This is a genomic window from Rhizobium sp. CG4 (assembly GCF_023701965.1).
Classification (GTDB): Bacteria; Pseudomonadota; Alphaproteobacteria; order Rhizobiales; family Rhizobiaceae; genus Agrobacterium.
In genome coordinates this window covers 45664-63288 of record NZ_JABAEG010000008.1, presented here as the reverse complement: position 1 = coordinate 63288, position 17625 = coordinate 45664, and the positions used below count along the sequence as shown (strand labels likewise).

General features: G+C 54.4%; 16 protein-coding genes. 3 read left to right on the top strand and 13 right to left on the bottom strand.

Translation table 11 applies throughout. The annotated features are described in order from the left end of the window. Positions 1 to 2: 2 nt before the first annotated feature. From HGO37_RS20340 to HGO37_RS20330, 3 genes are read right to left on the bottom strand one after another with little or no spacing between them, the layout of a single operon-like run. Entirely contained in the window at positions 3 to 857 is an 855-nt protein-coding gene (locus HGO37_RS20340; RefSeq protein ID WP_250984935.1) for an ABC transporter permease, read from the bottom strand. Further along, positions 857 to 1636 carry an ABC transporter ATP-binding protein gene (locus HGO37_RS20335; RefSeq protein ID WP_250984934.1) on the bottom strand — a complete coding sequence of 260 codons (780 nt, stop codon included), beginning with the start codon at positions 1634 to 1636 and terminating at the stop codon, positions 857 to 859. The genes HGO37_RS20340 and HGO37_RS20335 overlap by 1 nt, the downstream gene beginning before the upstream one ends. A 39-nt stretch (positions 1637 to 1675) precedes the next feature. Then, complete coding sequence (locus HGO37_RS20330; protein ID WP_250984933.1) at positions 1676 to 2257, bottom strand: NAD(P)H-dependent oxidoreductase; 582 nt, start codon at positions 2255 to 2257, stop codon at positions 1676 to 1678. A gap of 126 nt (positions 2258 to 2383) precedes the next feature. Here HGO37_RS20330 and HGO37_RS20325 point away from each other — a divergent pair, with 126 nt between their 5' ends. Both HGO37_RS20325 and HGO37_RS20320 read left to right on the top strand, forming a co-directional pair. Beyond that, positions 2384 to 3220 carry a bifunctional 5,10-methylenetetrahydrofolate dehydrogenase/5,10-methenyltetrahydrofolate cyclohydrolase gene (locus HGO37_RS20325; RefSeq protein WP_250984932.1) on the top strand — a complete coding sequence of 279 codons (837 nt, stop codon included), beginning with the start codon at positions 2384 to 2386 and terminating at the stop codon, positions 3218 to 3220. A 92-nt stretch (positions 3221 to 3312) separates the two neighbouring features. Further along, positions 3313 to 3909 (top strand): nuclear transport factor 2 family protein, encoded by a 597-nt coding sequence (locus HGO37_RS20320; RefSeq protein ID WP_250984931.1) that lies wholly within the window; start codon positions 3313 to 3315, stop codon positions 3907 to 3909. A gap of 42 nt (positions 3910 to 3951) precedes the next feature. Here HGO37_RS20320 and HGO37_RS20315 read toward each other — a convergent pair whose 3' ends face one another. The 5 genes from HGO37_RS20315 to HGO37_RS20295 form a co-directional block, all read right to left on the bottom strand. Next, the gene (locus HGO37_RS20315; RefSeq protein ID WP_250984930.1) at positions 3952 to 5955 is read right to left on the bottom strand and encodes a CocE/NonD family hydrolase; all 2004 of its coding nucleotides are present in this window, start codon (positions 5953 to 5955) and stop codon (positions 3952 to 3954) included. Positions 5956 to 6051: 96 nt separating this feature from the next. After that, positions 6052 to 7668, bottom strand: a complete 1617-nt coding sequence (locus HGO37_RS20310) for an ABC transporter ATP-binding protein (protein ID WP_250984929.1) — start codon at positions 7666 to 7668, stop codon at positions 6052 to 6054. Further along, on the bottom strand, positions 7665 to 8489 hold the full coding sequence (locus HGO37_RS20305; protein WP_192489109.1) for an ABC transporter permease: 825 nt from the start codon (positions 8487 to 8489) through the stop codon (positions 7665 to 7667). Before HGO37_RS20305 ends, HGO37_RS20310 begins: the two co-directional genes overlap by 4 nt. After that, positions 8486 to 9433, bottom strand: a complete 948-nt coding sequence (locus HGO37_RS20300; RefSeq protein ID WP_192489110.1) for an ABC transporter permease — start codon at positions 9431 to 9433, stop codon at positions 8486 to 8488. Before HGO37_RS20300 ends, HGO37_RS20305 begins: the two co-directional genes overlap by 4 nt. Beyond that, a complete protein-coding gene (locus HGO37_RS20295) occupies positions 9433 to 10995 on the bottom strand; it encodes an ABC transporter substrate-binding protein (RefSeq protein ID WP_250984928.1) in 1563 nt (520 codons plus the stop codon). Before HGO37_RS20295 ends, HGO37_RS20300 begins: the two co-directional genes overlap by 1 nt. 241 nt (positions 10996 to 11236) lie before the next feature. Between HGO37_RS20295 and HGO37_RS20290 the strand changes: the two genes are divergently transcribed. Next, complete coding sequence (locus HGO37_RS20290; protein ID WP_192489112.1) at positions 11237 to 11503, top strand: CBU_0592 family membrane protein; 267 nt, start codon at positions 11237 to 11239, stop codon at positions 11501 to 11503. Positions 11504 to 11605: 102 nt separating this feature from the next. Here the strand turns inward: HGO37_RS20290 and HGO37_RS20285 are convergent, their stop codons facing one another. The 5 genes from HGO37_RS20285 to ytfQ form a co-directional block, all read right to left on the bottom strand. Beyond that, a complete protein-coding gene (locus tag HGO37_RS20285) occupies positions 11606 to 12505 on the bottom strand; it encodes a LysR substrate-binding domain-containing protein (RefSeq protein WP_250984927.1) in 900 nt (299 codons plus the stop codon). A 149-nt stretch (positions 12506 to 12654) separates the two neighbouring features. Then, the gene (yjfF, locus tag HGO37_RS20280) at positions 12655 to 13635 is read right to left on the bottom strand and encodes a galactofuranose ABC transporter, permease protein YjfF (RefSeq protein ID WP_076846325.1); all 981 of its coding nucleotides are present in this window, start codon (positions 13633 to 13635) and stop codon (positions 12655 to 12657) included. Next, a complete protein-coding gene (locus HGO37_RS20275) occupies positions 13632 to 14672 on the bottom strand; it encodes an ABC transporter permease (protein WP_250984926.1) in 1041 nt (346 codons plus the stop codon). The genes yjfF and HGO37_RS20275 overlap by 4 nt, the downstream gene beginning before the upstream one ends. After that, entirely contained in the window at positions 14672 to 16204 is a 1533-nt protein-coding gene (locus HGO37_RS20270) for a sugar ABC transporter ATP-binding protein (protein ID WP_250984925.1), read from the bottom strand. The genes HGO37_RS20275 and HGO37_RS20270 overlap by 1 nt, the downstream gene beginning before the upstream one ends. Before the next feature lie 260 nt (positions 16205 to 16464). After that, on the bottom strand, positions 16465 to 17466 hold the full coding sequence (gene ytfQ, locus HGO37_RS20265) for a galactofuranose ABC transporter, galactofuranose-binding protein YtfQ (protein ID WP_250984924.1): 1002 nt from the start codon (positions 17464 to 17466) through the stop codon (positions 16465 to 16467). Between the last annotated feature and the right edge of the window lie 159 nt (positions 17467 to 17625).

The following is a 17625-nucleotide window of genomic DNA, read 5'->3' as shown; positions in this document are numbered from 1 at the left end:
GTCTATTTATTGCGGCGCGCCGATTCATGCCACTGTGAAAACAGCCGGTTTCCCAGCCAGTTGAAGAACACATACACGCAGATCGACAGGATCGACGCTACGATAAGCGCCGCATACATCTGTTCGTATTTGAAGTCGATCTTGGTGTTCATCAGCATCTGGCCCAGTCCACCGCGTCCAGACAGGAAGAACAGCTCTGAAACGATTGCCGCAATAACCGCCAGACTGCCCGAAATACGCAACCCCGCAAACAGGGCAGGGGCCGCTGACGGCAGTCCAGCCTTGCGCAACATGACAAACCAGCTGGCGCCCTGAAGGCGAAACAGATCGATGATACCACGGTCAACGCTTTTCAGCCCCAGAAGAAGCGTGGTTGGAATGGCAAAGAAAGTAAACAGCGCAACAATCAGCACTTTCGGAAAAAAGCCGAACCCCAGCGCGCTTTGAATGAGCGGGATGATTGCCATGATCGGAATGGACTGCAAGGCAACAAGGTAAGGGAAAACCGCTCGTTCCATCACATAGAACCGGAACATGATGATGCCGAGGAAAATACCTGTCGGTATCGAAATACCCAATCCTGCAAGCGCAATCGACATGGTGGTGATGGAACGCTCCAGCAGCTCTTCGCGCACAGCGGCAATTCCAAATGCCTGTGACCAGAGTTCGCTGACACCTGGCATCAGGAACTGTCGATGCGGCTCAAGATTGCCACGCACAAAAACGTATAGACAGAACAGGACGCCACCCATGATCAGGGGCGGCAAGAAGGCCTTCAGCAATTGACGTGCAAAGCCCGACGGTCTGGCCGGTGATATGGCCGATTGGCGTTCCAACAAAGGTTTTTGGGGCTTCATCACGCTTCCATCACCTTGCGCAGGGATTTGGAAATCTCGCCACACAAAGCTGAAAATTCAGGCGTGTAACGCAAATCCGGTTCGCGTGGATAGGCGAAGTCCACATCGAAAACTTCGACAATGCGGCCGGGTCTATTCGACATCACCGCAACCTTGCTGGAGAGATAGACGGCCTCCGCAATGGAATGTGTAATGAACAGACCACTGAAACCTTGATTGAGGTAAAGGGCCATCACCTCATCGTTCAGGCGTTCGCGGGTGATCTCATCCAATGCACCAAAGGGCTCATCGAACAAGAAGACATTGGGGTTGAGTGCAAGCGATCTGGCCAGTGAAACGCGCATACGCATGCCGCCGGAAAGACTTTTGGGGTAATAATCCTCAAAACCGGAAAGGCCAACCATATCAATTTGTTCACGGGAAATCTTCTGGCGATCCGTCAGGGAATAGCCCCTCAGTTCCATCAGCAATTCGACATTGGCCTGAACTTTTCGCCAAGGCAAAAGTGTAGCATCCTGGAAGGTGTAACCCAGTTGTTGCCTGTCCACCCAAACATCGCCAGCCGTCTGCCGGATTAAACCGGACGCCAAGCGCAACAATGTCGATTTTCCGCAACCCGATGGTCCGACAATCGAAACGAACTCACCGGTCTTTACGGACAATGTGACATCTTGCAGCGCCTGCACACCATCAGGGAAGCGCAGCGAGACCTTATCGAAGGCGAGAGCGGTATTGGCCTGTGGCAAATGTGACGGGAAGGTGCTGTCTCCTGTCGTCATGGCATTGATGGGTTCATGGGTGGATAGCCTTGTTATCGCTTAGAACCGTGACATGTCCCTGCGTATTTTTTCAATGAATGCTTCTACCCGTTCAGGCTTGGCGTTGTTCATGTTGTAAAGGGCATTATAACTCACCTTTACGCGGGGATTACACACAACACGTAGAAAACGGGTCGCATTGCGACGCGGTGTATCACCGAGAAAAATTGCCCGCCAGCGCGGTGATCCGTAGGTCGTCACCGTCGCCAGTTTCTTGATATTGGCAAGACCGGGACCGAGTTTTCCATCCTTCAATACAAAGGACACATCCGGCAGAAACACACGATCAAAATAGCCTTTCAAAATGGCAGGCCAGCCAAAATTCCAGATTGGATGACAGAGTACCAGCGCATCGGCATTTTTCAGCCGGTCAACATAAGGTGCCACGCGGCTGCGATTGATGGTGACATCATGATAGTCCCGACGATCGGCTTCCGATAAAACGGGGTCGAAGCCTTCAGCATAGAGATCGAGGTCGTCAACCTCATGGCCGGCGGCCTTGAGACTTTCGACAACGACTTGATGCAGCCTGGCATTCAGGCTGTCTTTCAGCGGGTGAGCATAGATGACATGTACTTTCATTGCCGAAGCTTTAAGAAATTATCCCGGAAAAAGAAATGTCCCTCTGAGGGCTGATATAAATTTTGTTGCGCGAGAGATTAAAACCGCGTCAGAAGCCGTGGCAGGCATAAAGTGGGGCCCAATTTCATGACCAGTATTGTCACCGGTTTCGAAATCGCTACAGGGATCAATGCGGAAACGCTAAAGCGCTCATCTGCAATGGCAAGGCCACCGTGCTGCACGATCCTGCTGGATCAGACAAATGCCGGCATGAATGCCTATACAGAACGCTTACGTTCGATGGCACTGCAAGCGGGCATAAAGCTGGAAACCGAAACATATCCGGCAAATGCGGTGGACCTCTTTGAACGCATCACCGTTTTAAGGGACGACCCTGTTGTTGATGCCGTTGCCACTCTCTATCCACTGCCATCAGGCGTTGAACCTGTCGATCTGGCATTGGCCCTTGGTCCCGACAAGGACATAGACGGTCTGCACCCACTTCATGCGGGCAGACTCGCACTTGGGGTTCCATCCCGCGCTCCTGCAACAGCGCAAGCTTGCCTGCTTATGGCGCAGGAACTGGCGGGCTCTCTAAAAGGGAAAAACGTCACCATCATCGGTGCGTCTCGCATTGTCGGGCGGCCACTTGCACAGATGTTGCTCGATCAGGAAGCAACCGTCAGCATCACACATGCAGCGACCCGGGATTTACCGTCTTACACACTCCGGTCTGACATCATCATAACGGCCGCTGGCGTTCCAAAATTGCTTGATGCAAACCACGTTGCCAAAGGCGCCATTGTCATCGACGTTGCGATCAATCGCACCGCAATAGGGCTCGTCGGAGATGCGGATCAGGCAGCACTCAGTGGCATCGCCTCCGTCATCACACATGTGCCTGATGGCATTGGTCCCGTCACCACTGCATGCCTGTTTCGAAATATTCTGGAAGCCGCCGAAACAGCTTCGAGTATCGTTTGATTTGTAGCGAAGAAACGTATTCTTATGTCGAGCATATCCCGGCTCGCGGGTGAGGCTGGAAGGAATACGACATGTTTGGGACAATAAAAACAATGGCAGCGGCTACGGTCGTATGCCTGCTTATGCCTGCAATGGGCATTGCCGCTGAAGTGCGCACTGGTGTTACATATGCCGGAGAGGTCGAGAAGAATGCGGGCCGCGCTGCCATGCAGAACCTCATTTTCGACCTAGCCGCAGCCTGGGCATCCTGCAACGCAAGTCTGATGAAAAACACGGTGGCCGAGGATGTGGAGTTTTCCTACCCGACCAATCATGTTTCCGGCCGTGACAAGATGTTGGAGGATCTCGCACAGTTCTGCAAAAATGCCAAGGATACCAGTATCTACCTTCCGGCTGATGCATTCTTCATCGACATGGAAAAGGGTCGTATCGCAGCCGAATTGCAGTTCCGCACGTTTCAGCGTGGCAACCGCCAGGTGGTGAATGATGTCTGGATCGCCCACGTCAAGAACGGCAAGATCAGCGTCATCAAGGAATATCTCGACGGACGGGTCAAAGACCTGCAGGCGCAGGGCGTTTTGCAGCTTGAAGAAAGCCCTGAAACTTTGACGCCATGGCCACCTCGTACCGAGCGATGGAAAGGCTGTTTTCCGCTGGTTAAGGCTGCGCCAACCAACACTTGTCCTTAAAAAATCCCCGGACAGTTTCTGGAACTGTCCGGGGATATTCATTTACATCAGATCGCGCTTGAAACTCTCGTCCCACTCGCGAGTTTTCACCGCAGCTCCATTTTCATAAGCCGTCAGTGTGCCTGTCAGATAGAAATTGTCTCTATCGGAGGTCATTGCTGTGCGGCTTTCAACCTTGACGCGCCAACCATCACGACCCATTTCATAGGTCTGTGTCAGCACATATTTTGCAGTCAGCGGGTCGTTATCCTGAATGGTCAACTCGCGGCGCAAGCTATGGCTCAACTCGGTGTCGATCTCGTCGAACCGCAGCACACCTTCTCCGAACAGACCACCAACACCCTCAGTAATGTAGGTATTGATGCCGGTTTCATGGTCCTGCTCGGTCCAACGGCGAACCGTGCCAGCATCTGTTTGTGTGACCGGTGTGAAGGGTCCATGGGCTGGAGCTTCAAACTGCACAGGCAGGCCGTCTCCTACAGCACGCTGCGGCAGTTCCAGCGCGCTTTCGGCAACCGAAATGCTCAAGGTGGCATCATAAGGAGCGGTCCAGACCATCGGCCAATAGGCCGTTGCAATTGCCAGCTGGATCTTGTGCCCCTTGGCGAAACGATAACCGCAATCATTCAGCTTGATAGCAACGTCATAAAACTGACCTGGGACAAGCGCTTCCGGATTTTCATGGCTGTCACGGTGGGTCAGGTTGAACACCTGATAGCTGGTGCGGGAGACGCGCCCATCCGGCAGGACATCGTTAAGACGCAGGTTGATCTGCGCAACAGGGCAATCTGCAGCAATGCGCAGGCGCACAACAGGCGCTCCAAGCACGTGGAGATCGTCCTGCAATGTCGCGGTTTCAAAAACAAGCGCGCCGCCATTGTCGAGGCGCTGATCCGTAGGGTGTTCACCCGGGCAACCGGTCGACATCCACTCGCCAGCAGCCTTGCCGTGGCTCTGCGGTGAACGAATGGACAGAACACCTTCTGTTGTCGCCGCTTCGGTCAGGCTGCGATCTGCACCAAGATGCAGTTTTTTGGGTGAAATCGCTGGCGACGGCCATTCGGCTTCACCAACCCAACGACCATTGGTTGTGGTGCGGGTGCCGGTCGGCTCAATGGTGTCGCACACAAAGGCGCGCATCATCGGCTCATTCATGATGCCGGTTTCTTTGCCCTTCAGCCAATGATCCCACCAGCGTGTCGCTTCCTGCAGGAAACCGATTGCCGGGCCAGGCACCCCGTCCTGTGGATAGATGTGACCCCATGGACCGATGATGCCGCGGCGCGGAACTGTGAGGTTTTCAAGCAGGCGAGATACCGGGTTTGTATAGCTGTCCGCCCACGCACCGATTGCCAGAACAGGGCACTGGATATCGTTCCAGTCTTCGCAAACCGAACCATGCTTCCAGTAGTCATCGTAGCGCTGATGCTCGAGCCACAAAGCCGGGAAAAACGGCAGCTTTTCAAGCCGTTCCAGCCAGCTGTCACGCCAGCTGTCACCAACGATTTTTGGATCAAGCGGACGGCTTTGGTAGGCAAGCATGATCGTGCCCCACCACAGATTGTCGTTGAGCAACAGACCACCCATGTAGTGGATGTCGTCGGTGTAACGGTTATCCGTCGAATAGGCCGTAATTATTGCCTTCAATGCCGGTGGACGGCGGGAGGCAACCTGAAGGCTGTTGAAGCCACCCCAGCTTTTGCCCATCATGCCGACATTGCCGCTGCACCATGGCTGACGCGAAATCCAGTCGATCACCTCAAGAGCGTCATCCTGTTCCTGCTTCAGATACTCGTCCGCCATGTGGCCGTCGGATTCACCCGTTCCGCGCATATCAACACGAATGGCGGCATAACCCTGTGCTGCAAAATAGCCATGCATCGGCTCATCACGACCGCGGGTGCCGTCACGCTTTCGGTAAGGGATATATTCGAGAACTGCCGGAACGGGCGACGTTTCTGCATCTTCGGGCAGCCAGAGGCGGGCACCAAGGCGCGCACCATCGCTCATCGTGATCCAGATATGTTCTTCAACACGTACTGTCATGGGATATTCCAATTGAAGCTGTTGCGGTCAGGCGCTTGCCACCGCGAAAGGAGAGCAGAAGTGGCGGCCGATCCTCAGATCAGCCGCCACTTAAAATCAGGCCGCAGTGACGCCGTCACGTTTTGCCAGCACGTCATCGAGCCAGTCGCGGCGCAGTTCCGGAACAGAGGTAATCAACTGTTCGGTGTAAGGCTGGTAAGGAGGCTTGAAGATTTCCTCCGTCGTACCGGTTTCAACGATGCGGCCATGCTGCATCACCATGGTGCGATCAGCCAGACGGCGAACAACACCAAGGTCATGGGTGATGAACAGGTACGAAACGCCCAACTCGTCCTGCAGGGATCGCAGAAGTCTCAGAATTTCTTCAGCCACCAGAGGGTCAAGGGCCGACGTAACCTCATCGCAGATGATGAGGTCAGGCCGTGCAGCAAGAGCACGTGCAATACACACACGTTGCTTCTGGCCACCCGACAGCGCCTTTGGCAGTCTCTCGGCAAAATCCTGCGGCAGACCGATCAGGTCGAGTATGCGCGCCACTTCTGCTTTGCGCTGCTCTTCATTCATGCCGAAGTAGAACGACATTGGACGACCAATGATTTCACCAACAGTCTGACGCGGGTTCAGCGCAACATCCGGAAGCTGGTAAACCAGCTGGATGCGACGCAATTCTTCACGGCTGCGCTTGGTGTAGTTGTCGGCAAGTCGTTGGCCAGCGAGAGAGATAACACCTGAGGAGTGTGGAGGCAGGCCAGCAATGACACGGGCGAGGGTCGATTTACCCGATCCGGATTCACCCACGACCGCAAGCGTTTCGCCCTTGCGAAGTTGACAATTTACGTCAGTCAGCACTTTCTTCTTGCCGTAGTAGGCTGTGACGTCACGCACATCAAGCAGCACTTCACCGCCCTTGTGGTGCGCACCACTGCCGGCAATGCTGGCTTCACGCTCCGAGACAAGACGACGCGTGTAGTCCTCCTGCGGATGCTCTAGGATTTGTTCGGCAGAACCTGCTTCAACCTGTTTTCCATGACGAAGAACAGTAATGCTGTCGGCAATCTGCGCAACAACAGCCAGATCGTGCGTAATGTAAAGTGCCGCGGTGTTGTACCGCTGGATCAGACTACGTAGCAGCGCGAGAACCTCGATCTGCGTCGTTACATCAAGCGCTGTGGTCGGCTCGTCCAGAACCAGAATATCCGGGCGGCAGGACATGGCCATGGCAACCATGGCACGCTGCAACTGACCACCGGACACCTGGTGCGGATACCGGTTACCAAAGTTCTGGTAATCCGGCAGTTGCAGCGTCTGCAACAGTTCCAGCATCCAGGCCTGCGCCTCCTGCCGGTTCATGATACCGTGATAAAGCGGACCTTCCATGATCTGCTCGCCAATTTTCATGGCCGGATTAAAAGCCGCAGCAGCACTCTGTGCCACGTAAGCGATCCGTGCACCGCGCACAGCCTCGCGGCCTGCACGCGTTACCCTCATCAGCGACACGCCGTCGACGAGAATTTCGCCGTCTGCGATACGGCAACCGTTACGGCCATAACCCATGGCCGCAAGGCCAATGGTGGATTTACCCGCACCGGATTCACCGATCAGTCCCTTTACCTCGCCGCGTTTCAGGTCGAGATCGACATTGTCGACGAGAATGGCGCCATTCGGAGCCGCAACCTTGAGGCCACGGATCTGCAGAACATTGCTATCGCTCATCTGTCTGCTCCCTGAACTGAACTGCGGCCAGCCAGCAACCAGTCAACCACGAGGTTGACGCCAATCGTCAGAATGGCAATGGCAGCAGCCGGATAGAGCGGCGCGTAAAGACCATAAAGAATAGCCTGCTGGTTATCCTTCACCATACCGCCCCAGTCGGCGAATGGTGGCTGCACGCCAAGTCCAAGGAAGGACAGACCCGCAACGAACAGGAAGGTAAAGCAGAAACGCAGACCGAATTCAGCAATCAATGGAGGCAAGGCATTGGGCAGGATTTCCTTGAAAACCAGCCACAACAGACCTTCACCACGAAGACGCGCCGTTTCGGCATATTCAAGCACGTTAACACCCTGCGCCACGATGCGGGCCAGACGGAACACACGGGTCGAATCCAGCAGAGCGATCGTGATGATCAACACCGGAATGGATGAACCAAGCGCCTGAAGAACCACCAGTGCCGAAATCAGAACCGGTATACACATGACCGTATCGACAATGCGCGAAAGCACGGTATCCAGCCAGCCACCGAAAATCGCAGCAATAAAACCGAAGGTGATGCCAATGGTGAAGGACAGAAGTGAAGCCGCCAGGGAAACACCGATCGAAATCTGTGCACCGGCGAGCAGACGCGACAGCATGTCACGACCGTTCTGATCAAGGCCGAACCAGTGGGCAGCCGACGGAGCGTCAAACGGTGCGCCGACAATTTCTTCCTGTCCAAATGGTGCAATGCTTGGCCCCAGAACAAACAGGATGATGTTGACGGAAATGATAAACAGACCGACCCATGCGGTCGGAGTGATGGAACGAATGGTTTTCATCGTGGATGCCTCAAACGCGGGTTGAGGGCGATTGCCGAAACATCGGCGATGATGTTCAGAATGACGTAAGCGGCACCAAAGACCAATGCAGCCGCCTGAACCAGAGGCAAATCGCGTTTCGAAACAGCGTCAACCATGAACCGGCCAAGGCCGTTATAGTTGAACACCGCTTCCACCAGCACAACACCGGTAATGAGATAGGCAATGTTGAACGAGACAACATTGACGATGGGAGCCGCAGCATTGGGAAGTGCGTGACGCATCACAGCACGTTTGGTACGCAAACCCTTGAGGTATGCCGTTTCCACGTAGGCCTGATCCATAACCGCCAGAACGGCAGTACGGGTCATACGCAGCATCTGGGCAACCGTAACCAGGACCAGCGTCAAGGCTGGCAATGTTGTCGCCTTCAACCAATCGGTAAAGCTCATGCCAGGATAGATATCAGCGAGACTTGGCAGCAGGTTGTAATGCACCGATACGAACAGGATCAACAACAGGCCGAGGAAATATTCCGGCAGGGAAACAAACCCCAGCGCAACAACATTGACGATCCGGTCGAAAAGGCTACCGCGCCAGATAGCGCTGAGGAGGCCGAGAAGGATGGCAACAGGTACACTGACGAGAGCGGCATAAAGCGCCAGCGCCATGGTGTTCCAAAAGCGTGGCCACAGAAGATCCGCGACAGGCTGACGGTTGGCCAAAGAGTTTCCGAGATCGCCGGTTACAAAACCGCCGAGCCAAGTGAAATAGCGTTGCAGGAGAGGCTGGTCCAGACCGAGATCGGCGCGAAGGACGGCAAGGGATTCAGGCGTAGCGTTCTGGCCGAGTATCGCTGACGCCACATCACCGGGCAGAAGCTGAGTGCCGGCGAAAATAAGCGCCGACACCAGCAGTAGCGTCAAAATACCCAAAGCAACGCGCTTCAGGATAAGTTTTGTCATTATTCTTCCAACCAGACCTTTTCAGCAAGGCGTGCGCCCATGAAGTTGAACATGGGGTGGGTGGTCACGCCCTTCAGTTTCTTGGAAGCAGCGTCAAGGTAATCGCCGAACATCGGGATAACCGCGCCACCGTCATCGGAAATCAGGCCCTGAAGTTCGGCGTAGATTTCCTTGCGCTTTGCATCATCGAGCAATGCGCGCGCTTCGACCAGCTTCTTGTCGAAGCTGTCATTTTTCCAATGCGTATCGTTCTGTGCCGAGGTCGAGGCATAGGCGATGGTCAGCATCTGGTCTGCAGTCGGACGGCCGCCCCAATAGGACATGCAGAACGGCGCCTTCATCCAGACGTTATCCCAGTAACCATCAGCCGGTTCGCGCTTGAGCGAAATTTCGATTCCGCTTGCAGCAGCAGCTGTGCGGAAGATCGCAGCCGCATCAACAGCACCAGAGAAGGCAGCTTCAGACGCAGAAAGCTCAACCTTCAGGCTGTCGAGACCTGCCTGCTTGAGGTAGAACTTCGCCTTTTCAGGATCGTAAGGGCGCTGTGGCAGGTCCGCCGCATAAAAACGGTCCGAGCTTGGGATCGGATGGTCGTTACCGATGCGGCCGTACCCACGCAGCGCGGTTTTCAGCAACTGCTCACGGTCGATCGAGTGCTTCAGTGCCAGACGGACGTTGTTGTCCTTGTAAGGCGCCTGTGTGCAATCCATCAAAAATGTGAAGTGCTGGCCACCGGCCGACTGAACGATATTGAGGTTCGGGTTGCGGCGCAGCAGGTCAACGGTCTTGAAGTCGAGCTGGTTGATCGCATGAACCTGACCGGACATCATGGCGTTGGTACGGGCCGAAATGTCATTGATAACGATAACTTCTACCGCATCGACGTGGGCAGCATTCGGCTTCCAGTAGTTTGGGTTGCGGGTGAAGCGCGAACGGACGCCTGGATCATAGCTCTCGTAAACGAACGGTCCAGTGCCAACAGGCTTGCTGAAATCCGTCCAGCCATCGGGAACGACCAGGAAGTGGTAATCGGACAGAATGTAAGGCAGGTCAGCGTTGCCGCTTTCCAGCACGATCTTCACTTCGCTTTCGGAAACCTTCTCGACTGCCTTCAAGGCTGCCGCAACCGAGCGAGCAGCTGATGTGGTTTCACCACGGTGCAGGTTGATCGAGTAGATGACGTCTTCAACTGTCAGGGCCTTGCCGTTGTGGAACGTGACACCTTGACGCAGTTTGAAGGTCCACTCAACCGCACCAGGTTGCGCTTCCCAGCTTTCAAACAGTTCAGGAACAGCCTGATTGTTGGCATCGATTTCGACAAGGCCGTTCATGATCATGAAGGCCTGGTTGACGGGAACCCAGTCTTTCAGAATGCGCGGATCGAGGTTGTCAGTCGTGCTGCCACCGCCGATACCAAGCTTCAAAACACCGCCTTTTTTCGGGGTTTCGGCACCTTGGGCGCGCGCATCGGTGATGAAACCGGCAGAAAGCGCAGTCAAACCGGCGGCACCAGCAAGGAAGCCTCGCCGATTTATTGCAAAGGAAAAGGGTGAAGACGTCATACTATGGGTTCCCTGTTTTTATCCAAGCCGCAGCAAGGCTCGGCCGAGGCCATTGCCCTATCGTACTCCATCGTTCGGTACTAGCTAAACGACGCTCCGAGGGGGTATGATTTTTATGCATGGGGGCATGAAATCTCAATGTATTGGTTTCTTTTTCAAGCGGAGTAGATGAGCAACGCCGGAGCCTGTCCGGTGTCATTATTCCCCTGAGACACAGGGGTTATCGCGTATGGAGTGAACCATGGGGCTTGCTGATTTTGTTGGCCTTGCAGGAGCTTTTTTCTATCTCTTCGCCTATGCTCTGTTGCAGCTGCGTTTCCTGACGATTGAAGACGGGCGTTACACGCTTCTCAACGTTCTGGGCGGTGTTGCACTCATCTATTCGCTGATGTGGAACTTCAATATCGGCTCACTCATCTCGCAGGTAGCGTGGCTGATTTTTACGATTATCGGCTACACGCGTTTCCTGATGGAAAAGCGTCGTAAAGCCCGTGTTGTGCCTGTCTAGGATTGATCGTTGACGTATGTCAACCGCCACCAAAGCGCGTCAAAGACATGGTGCGCTTTGGTTTCTACGTATGGTTTTAGCAAACAGCGCAACTGTGCCGTATTACAAATTTTCCCGTGTAGTTTCCTGATTATTGGCGATAAGCCAATCTGAAACCTCGCGCACAATTTTGCGCTGATGGCGATCTGACGGACGCATAAGATAGAACTTTCCCTCAGAGCGCATCGTGTGCGAATGCATGGGAACAAGCGCGCCGCTATCCAGCTGATCGCGGATAAGCCATGTCCAGCCAAAGGTTACTCCAAGCCCTTGCGATGCCGCAGCAACGCAAAGACCATAGTCGCCAAGCCGCCATTGAATAGCGTCCTGCGGTGGGGTGATCTGTGATGAATGCCACCAGTCGCGCCAGTCCTGCCATTCGCGCATCGAATCTTCAATCGAGATCAGAACGGGCGCTTTCTGGTCCATGAGGTCAGGCATCCCCCCCTTGGAAACCGGCACCACTTCCTCCCGCCCAAGTTCGGACAACCAGACACCGATCGGGCGTTCCTTGCGGTAGAAAATTGCCAAATCAAATTCATCAAGACGCAGATGCGCGACATCATCGGTCACCCGCAGTCTAAGTTCGACACCGGCGATGTCCTGCTTCAGTTTCGAGAGGCGGGGTAAAAACCACTGGTCAGCAATACCGCGTGAACAGGCAATGGTGATCTGTCGTGCGCCAGACCATGAGCGCACACTATCCGTCACACTGGCTATTTCGGAAATGAGCCGTGAGACGTCGATCGAATAGTTTTCACCCATCGTCGTCAGACGGACACCAGTCGGTACGCGATCAAACAACTTGGAACCAATGAATGCCTCCAGTTTGCTGATCTGGCGACTGACGGCACTCTGCGTCAGGCCCAATTCAATGCCCGCACGGGAAAAGCTGCCGAGCCGCGAAGCGGTTTCAAAAACCACCAGAGCCTCCAGCGGCGGAAGCCGAGTTGCCGTTCCCATGTGCCATCTCCAGATTTGAAGCAAATCATGGCCTGGGTTGCCTTTTTAGCCCTTATTCAGCACCCCGCTCATGCATTCAGCCTTATACGGCTGGACGGCCTTAATTTTCAACTGTCAAGAGTAAGGGCCTGCAACGGGAACGTTACCTATCAGGCATGCGCTGCTGCAGTCAGCTTGCGGTTGGAGTACCAGACAATTCCTCGCTGCAAGACAATGAAGACAAACAGCAGAATGCCGATGACAATCTTTGTCCACCACGACGACAGCGTCCCTTCGAACACGATATAAGTCTGGATCAATCCCTGAATGAGCAGGCCAATGAAGGTGCCCGCCACCAGACCGGCCCCGCCTGTCAAAAGTGTGCCACCAATCACTACGGCCGCAATAGCATCCAGCTCAACACCAACGGTTGCCAGTGAATAACCGGACGATGTGTAAAGCGTGTAGGCAATTCCTGCCAAACCCGACAGGAAGCCGGACAGAGCGTAGATGCCAATGGTGGTAGCGCCAACCGGCACACCCATCAATTCCGCCGACTGTTGATTGCCGCCCAGCGCATAAACGTTGGCGCCAAAGCGGGTTCTGCTGGCAATGATGATGCCAGCTGCAAACACCAGCAACATGACGATTGCCAGTGCAGTCAGCCGGCCGCCACCAGGAAAACGGAAATAGAAGCCCTGAATGGCATCAATAACCGGGTGTGAGATCGGCACCGACTGGGTGGAGATGAGATAGGCAGCACCACGCGCCAGAAACATGCCAGCCAGCGTTACAACAAACGGGGGAATGCCGAGAAAGCGGATCATGCCGCCCATCAAGCATCCGAACAGCGTCGAGATAACCAGAACCGCTGCGAAAGCGACCAGCGGATGAACGCCATACGATCCAACCAGCACCGCGACAAAGACACTGGCAAAGGCAATGACAGAGCCGATGGACAGGTCGATACCGCCGGACAGAATGACAAAGGTCATGCCAACAGCGGCAATGCCGAGAAACGCATTATCCGTCAGAAGATTACCGATAACTCGGGTCGACAACATATTGGGGAACTGCGCCACGCAAAGCGCGTAAGCGATGAGAAAGATTACCAGAGCAGCCAGAAAGGGCAGATTGCGGGTGTGGATCATTGTGCCGGCCCTTCTCTGGTAACATTTGATGTCGTTGTCTTTTGTTTTGGCTTTTCAGGTCTCAGAAAACTGATGAAAGTCGAGATCGCCGGCGACTGCAGCGTCAGGACGATGATGATGATCCCGGCCTTGATGATCAGGTTGAATTCCGGCGGGAAACCGGAAACCAGAATGCCGGTGTTGATCGCCTGAATAATCAAGGCGCCGATCAATGACGCAGCGATAGAAAAACGACCGCCATTCAGTGAGGTGCCACCAATAACCACGGCAAGGATTGCATCCAATTCCAGCCACAGGCCGGCATTGTTAGCGTCCGCACCTCTGATATCGGCGGTCACAATCAGTCCTGCCAGTGCCGCACAAAGCCCGGAAATAGCATAGACAAAAAACAACAACACACGCGCTTTGACGCCAGCAAGTGAAGCAGCCCGGCGATTGATGCCGGTCGCTTCAATCAACAAGCCAAGCGCACTTCGCCGCACAAGAATGCCGATGATGAGCGCCGCACCGATCCAGATCAACACGGGCAGTGGAACGCCTGCAAATGACCCGGATCCGATGGCTGCAAAAGTGTCGTTGTTGAAGGTTAGAATAACACCCTCGGTAATCAGCTGTGCAATGCCACGCCCGGCAACCATCAGGATGAGGGTGGCGATGATCGGCTGGATGTCGAAAACCGCCACGAGTAGACCGTTCCAGAGACCGCAAGCAATGCCGACCGCCAATGAAACGATGATAACCACAGGCAACGAGTGGCCATCACTGATCAGCGTGGCGGCAACTGCGCCGCAGATCGCGATCACTGCCCCAATCGAAAGATCGATACCACGCGTCGCAATCACGAGCGTCATGCCAATGGTGAGAAGTGCGACAGGCGCAGCACGCACCAGAATATCGATCAAGCTGCCATAAAGGCGGCCCTGCTGAAATGAGATCGTCAGGAAACCAGGTGATAGGACCGCAATGACTGCGAGGATAATGGCAAGCGCACAAAGCTGCGGCGCAAGACGCTTGAAGCGCGAAACGATCATGGTCATCACGCGGCCTCCGTTCTAGATGCGGCAGCGGCATCTGCAATCGCCTGCATGATGGCATCCGCATTGACAGCATCACCGCTCAATTCGGCGACGTGCTTGCGATCAGAGAGAACGATGACACGATGCGCAATCGCCGTCAGCTCCTCCAGCTCGGAGGAAATGACGACCAGAGACATGCCCTGCTCACAGAGTCTCTCGATCATTTTCAGGATTTCCGCATGCGCACCAATATCGATGCCGCGTGTCGGCTCATCCAGAATCAGCAGCCGTGGATTGGTGGCAAGCCACCGTGCCAGAATGGCTTTTTGCTGGTTGCCACCGGACAAAAACTTGATCGGGCGCTCACGGTCAGCAGGGCGGATGTCCAGTGACTTGATAAAATCATCTGCCAAGGCAGCCTTCTGGCGTCGCGACAATGGTTTTGCCCAACCCTGCCGTGCCTGCAAGGCAAGCGCGATGTTATCAGCCACTGAAAAATCGCCAATAATGCCGTCGGTCTTGCGCTCTTCGGGACAGAAGCCAAAGCCATGTGTAATCGCCGTTTCCGGTGTCGAAAGGGTGATCTGCTGTCCGTCAACCGTGGCAGTGCCACTATCGGGTCTATCCACGCCAAATAGTAGAAATGCCGTTTCAGTACGGCCTGATCCTAGCAAACCGGCAATGCCAACAACCTCGCCGGGGCGAATGGACAGATTGAACGGCGCAACACTGCCGCGCTTTCCATATCCTTCAAACCGGATCGGCGCCGTGCCATCCGCAACGGTTTCTTCCGTCGCATGGCTGTGATGTGTGACCTGCTGCAACTCGCGGCCCAGCATCATGGAAATAAGTTCCGAGCGCGGCAGACTGGCAATCTCGCGAGAGCCAACCAGACGACCATTGCGCAAAACGGTCACACGGTTAGCAATGTCATATACCTGATTAAGAAAATGGGTGATGATAACGATACCAAGGCCCTCATCACGCAACTGGCGAAGCACAGCAAACAGCATCTCGACCTCATGGCTGTCGAGACTGGCAGTCGGTTCATCAAGCACCAACACTTTCCCTGAGAGGTCAACAGCACGTGCAATGGCTATAATCTGCTGTACGGCGACAGAATAGCTGGAAAGCAATGACGTGACATCAATCGACAGACCGTAGCGGGCCAGCAAAACAGTCGCTCTGCGGTTCATTTCCTTGCGGTCAACCAGACCGAAACGTCGTGGCTGGCGTCCGAGAAACAGGTTTTCGGCGACAGTCAAGTTCTCAAGAAGGTTTACCTCTTGATAGACCGTACCGATCCCCAGAAGCTGGGCCTCACCGACATTGGAGGGGGAGATTTCATCGCCATCCAAAAAAATCGCACCGCGATCACGCGTGTAAACACCAGTCAGAATTTTGATGAGAGTGGATTTTCCTGCACCGTTTTCACCCAGAAGGGCATGGACTTCACCTTCGTTCAGCGTGAAGTCAACTCCATCCAGCGCGGGAATACCAAGGAATGATTTTCCAATGGTGCGCGCTTCAAGAAGTGGGGCCTTTACTGCCATATATCAGGTTCCTGCCAACTGCCTGCATCAAACCCTTGGGAACGCGGATAACCAGGGATTACGCAGCATTTCGAACACGTTACAGAGTCAGGACTGCGGCACGCACAAACGGCGCGGCATTGTCCTCGCACTGTAGGGAAGACGCGGTGAGCTGACCCACCGCATCTCTCTCGATTGCAGGTAGGGCACTCCCGCTCAAAACCGTATCACGGGGAATGCCCTATCTTTTGTCTTGTGTTTCGACGGGAAGGTCCTGCGACTTAGTAGCCGAGGCCCTTCTTCGCTTCATAGACCTTCATGGGATCATCAGCAGCGGTGTACAATTTGGATTCCGTCTGGATCCACTTTGCAGGCTCTTTCTTGTCCTTCAGGTACGCATCCAGCGCATCAAAGGCAGGGCCAGCCATGTCAGGCGTCAACTCGACTGTCGCGTTGGCTTCACCATCAGCCATTGCCTTGAAGATATCAGGCACGGCATCGATCGACACGACCTTGATGTCCGTGCCCGGCTTGAGGCCAGCTTCCTTGATTGCCTGGATGGCACCGACAGCCATGTCATCATTGTGCGCATAAACGGCACAGATGTCCTTGCCGCCGCCTTCAGCCTTGATGAAGCTTTCCATGACTTCCTTACCCTTGGTACGGGTAAAGTCACCTGTCTGCGAACGCACGATCTTTATGTTTGCCTGCGAAGCAATGGCTTCTTCAAAGCCTTTTTTACGGTTGATGGCAGGGGACGAACCGGTTGTGCCCTGAAGCTCCACCACCTTGCAGTCCTTGGAGCCAACATCCTTGACCAGCCATTCACCGGCGACCTTGCCTTCATGAACCTGATCCGAGGTGACGGCAGTCAGATAAAGGTCATCCGGAGCTTCGATCTGACGGTCAAGAAGGATTACCGGAATCTTTTCTTCCTTGGCTTCCTTCAAAACAGCATCCCAACCAGTTGCAACAACCGGCGCAATAAGGATGGCATCAACGCCCTGCGCGATAAAGCCACGCACGGCCTTGATCTGGTTTTCCTGCTTTTGCTGGGCATCAGCGAACTTCAGTGTGATGCCACGCTTTTCCGCTTGCTGCTTGGTGACGGTAGTTTCTGCAGCACGCCAACCGGATTCAGATCCGATCTGCGAGAAGCCAACTGTAAGCGATTGAGCCGAAACGCCTGATGCAAGGCACGCGGAAAAAGCGACAGTAAATGCCGCAAGTGCTTTTCTCACCTTAAATCCTCCCAGAGATGATAGTAGCAATGACACAACCATATGAGCATATAGTATTACTCTTGGGAAGAAGTTTTTATGTGCCTCCAAACAATTCCTGCGACAATTCAAAGAAATGCAAAACAAAACAACATAAAAACAGATATTTAGTATGACTTTTGTAACAAAAACCTTCAACGACAACAGCACGAAAACCTACGC

What these genes read in the sequence shown, in the direction of transcription:
- HGO37_RS20335 (WP_250984934.1), bottom strand. Translation starts at nt 1,636, where the DNA reads ATGACGACAGGAGACAGCACCTTCCCGTCACATTTGCCACAGGCCAAT.
- HGO37_RS20315 (WP_250984930.1), bottom strand. Translation starts at nt 5,955, where the DNA reads ATGACAGTACGTGTTGAAGAACATATCTGGATCACGATGAGCGATGGT.
- HGO37_RS20290 (WP_192489112.1), top strand. Translation starts at nt 11,237, where the DNA reads ATGGGGCTTGCTGATTTTGTTGGCCTTGCAGGAGCTTTTTTCTATCTC.
- HGO37_RS20325 (WP_250984932.1), top strand. Translation starts at nt 2,384, where the DNA reads ATGACCAGTATTGTCACCGGTTTCGAAATCGCTACAGGGATCAATGCG.
- HGO37_RS20295 (WP_250984928.1), bottom strand. Translation starts at nt 10,995, where the DNA reads ATGACGTCTTCACCCTTTTCCTTTGCAATAAATCGGCGAGGCTTCCTT.
- HGO37_RS20270 (WP_250984925.1), bottom strand. Translation starts at nt 16,204, where the DNA reads ATGGCAGTAAAGGCCCCACTTCTTGAAGCGCGCACCATTGGAAAATCA.
- HGO37_RS20305 (WP_192489109.1), bottom strand. Translation starts at nt 8,489, where the DNA reads ATGAAAACCATTCGTTCCATCACTCCGACCGCATGGGTCGGTCTGTTT.
- ytfQ (WP_250984924.1), bottom strand. Translation starts at nt 17,466, where the DNA reads ATGGTTGTGTCATTGCTACTATCATCTCTGGGAGGATTTAAGGTGAGA.
- HGO37_RS20330 (WP_250984933.1), bottom strand. Translation starts at nt 2,257, where the DNA reads ATGAAAGTACATGTCATCTATGCTCACCCGCTGAAAGACAGCCTGAAT.
- HGO37_RS20340 (WP_250984935.1), bottom strand. Translation starts at nt 857, where the DNA reads ATGAAGCCCCAAAAACCTTTGTTGGAACGCCAATCGGCCATATCACCG.
- HGO37_RS20310 (WP_250984929.1), bottom strand. Translation starts at nt 7,668, where the DNA reads ATGAGCGATAGCAATGTTCTGCAGATCCGTGGCCTCAAGGTTGCGGCT.
- HGO37_RS20320 (WP_250984931.1), top strand. Translation starts at nt 3,313, where the DNA reads ATGGCAGCGGCTACGGTCGTATGCCTGCTTATGCCTGCAATGGGCATT.
- HGO37_RS20285 (WP_250984927.1), bottom strand. Translation starts at nt 12,505, where the DNA reads ATGGGAACGGCAACTCGGCTTCCGCCGCTGGAGGCTCTGGTGGTTTTT.
- HGO37_RS20275 (WP_250984926.1), bottom strand. Translation starts at nt 14,672, where the DNA reads ATGACCATGATCGTTTCGCGCTTCAAGCGTCTTGCGCCGCAGCTTTGT.
- HGO37_RS20300 (WP_192489110.1), bottom strand. Translation starts at nt 9,433, where the DNA reads ATGACAAAACTTATCCTGAAGCGCGTTGCTTTGGGTATTTTGACGCTA.
- yjfF (WP_076846325.1), bottom strand. Translation starts at nt 13,635, where the DNA reads ATGATCCACACCCGCAATCTGCCCTTTCTGGCTGCTCTGGTAATCTTT.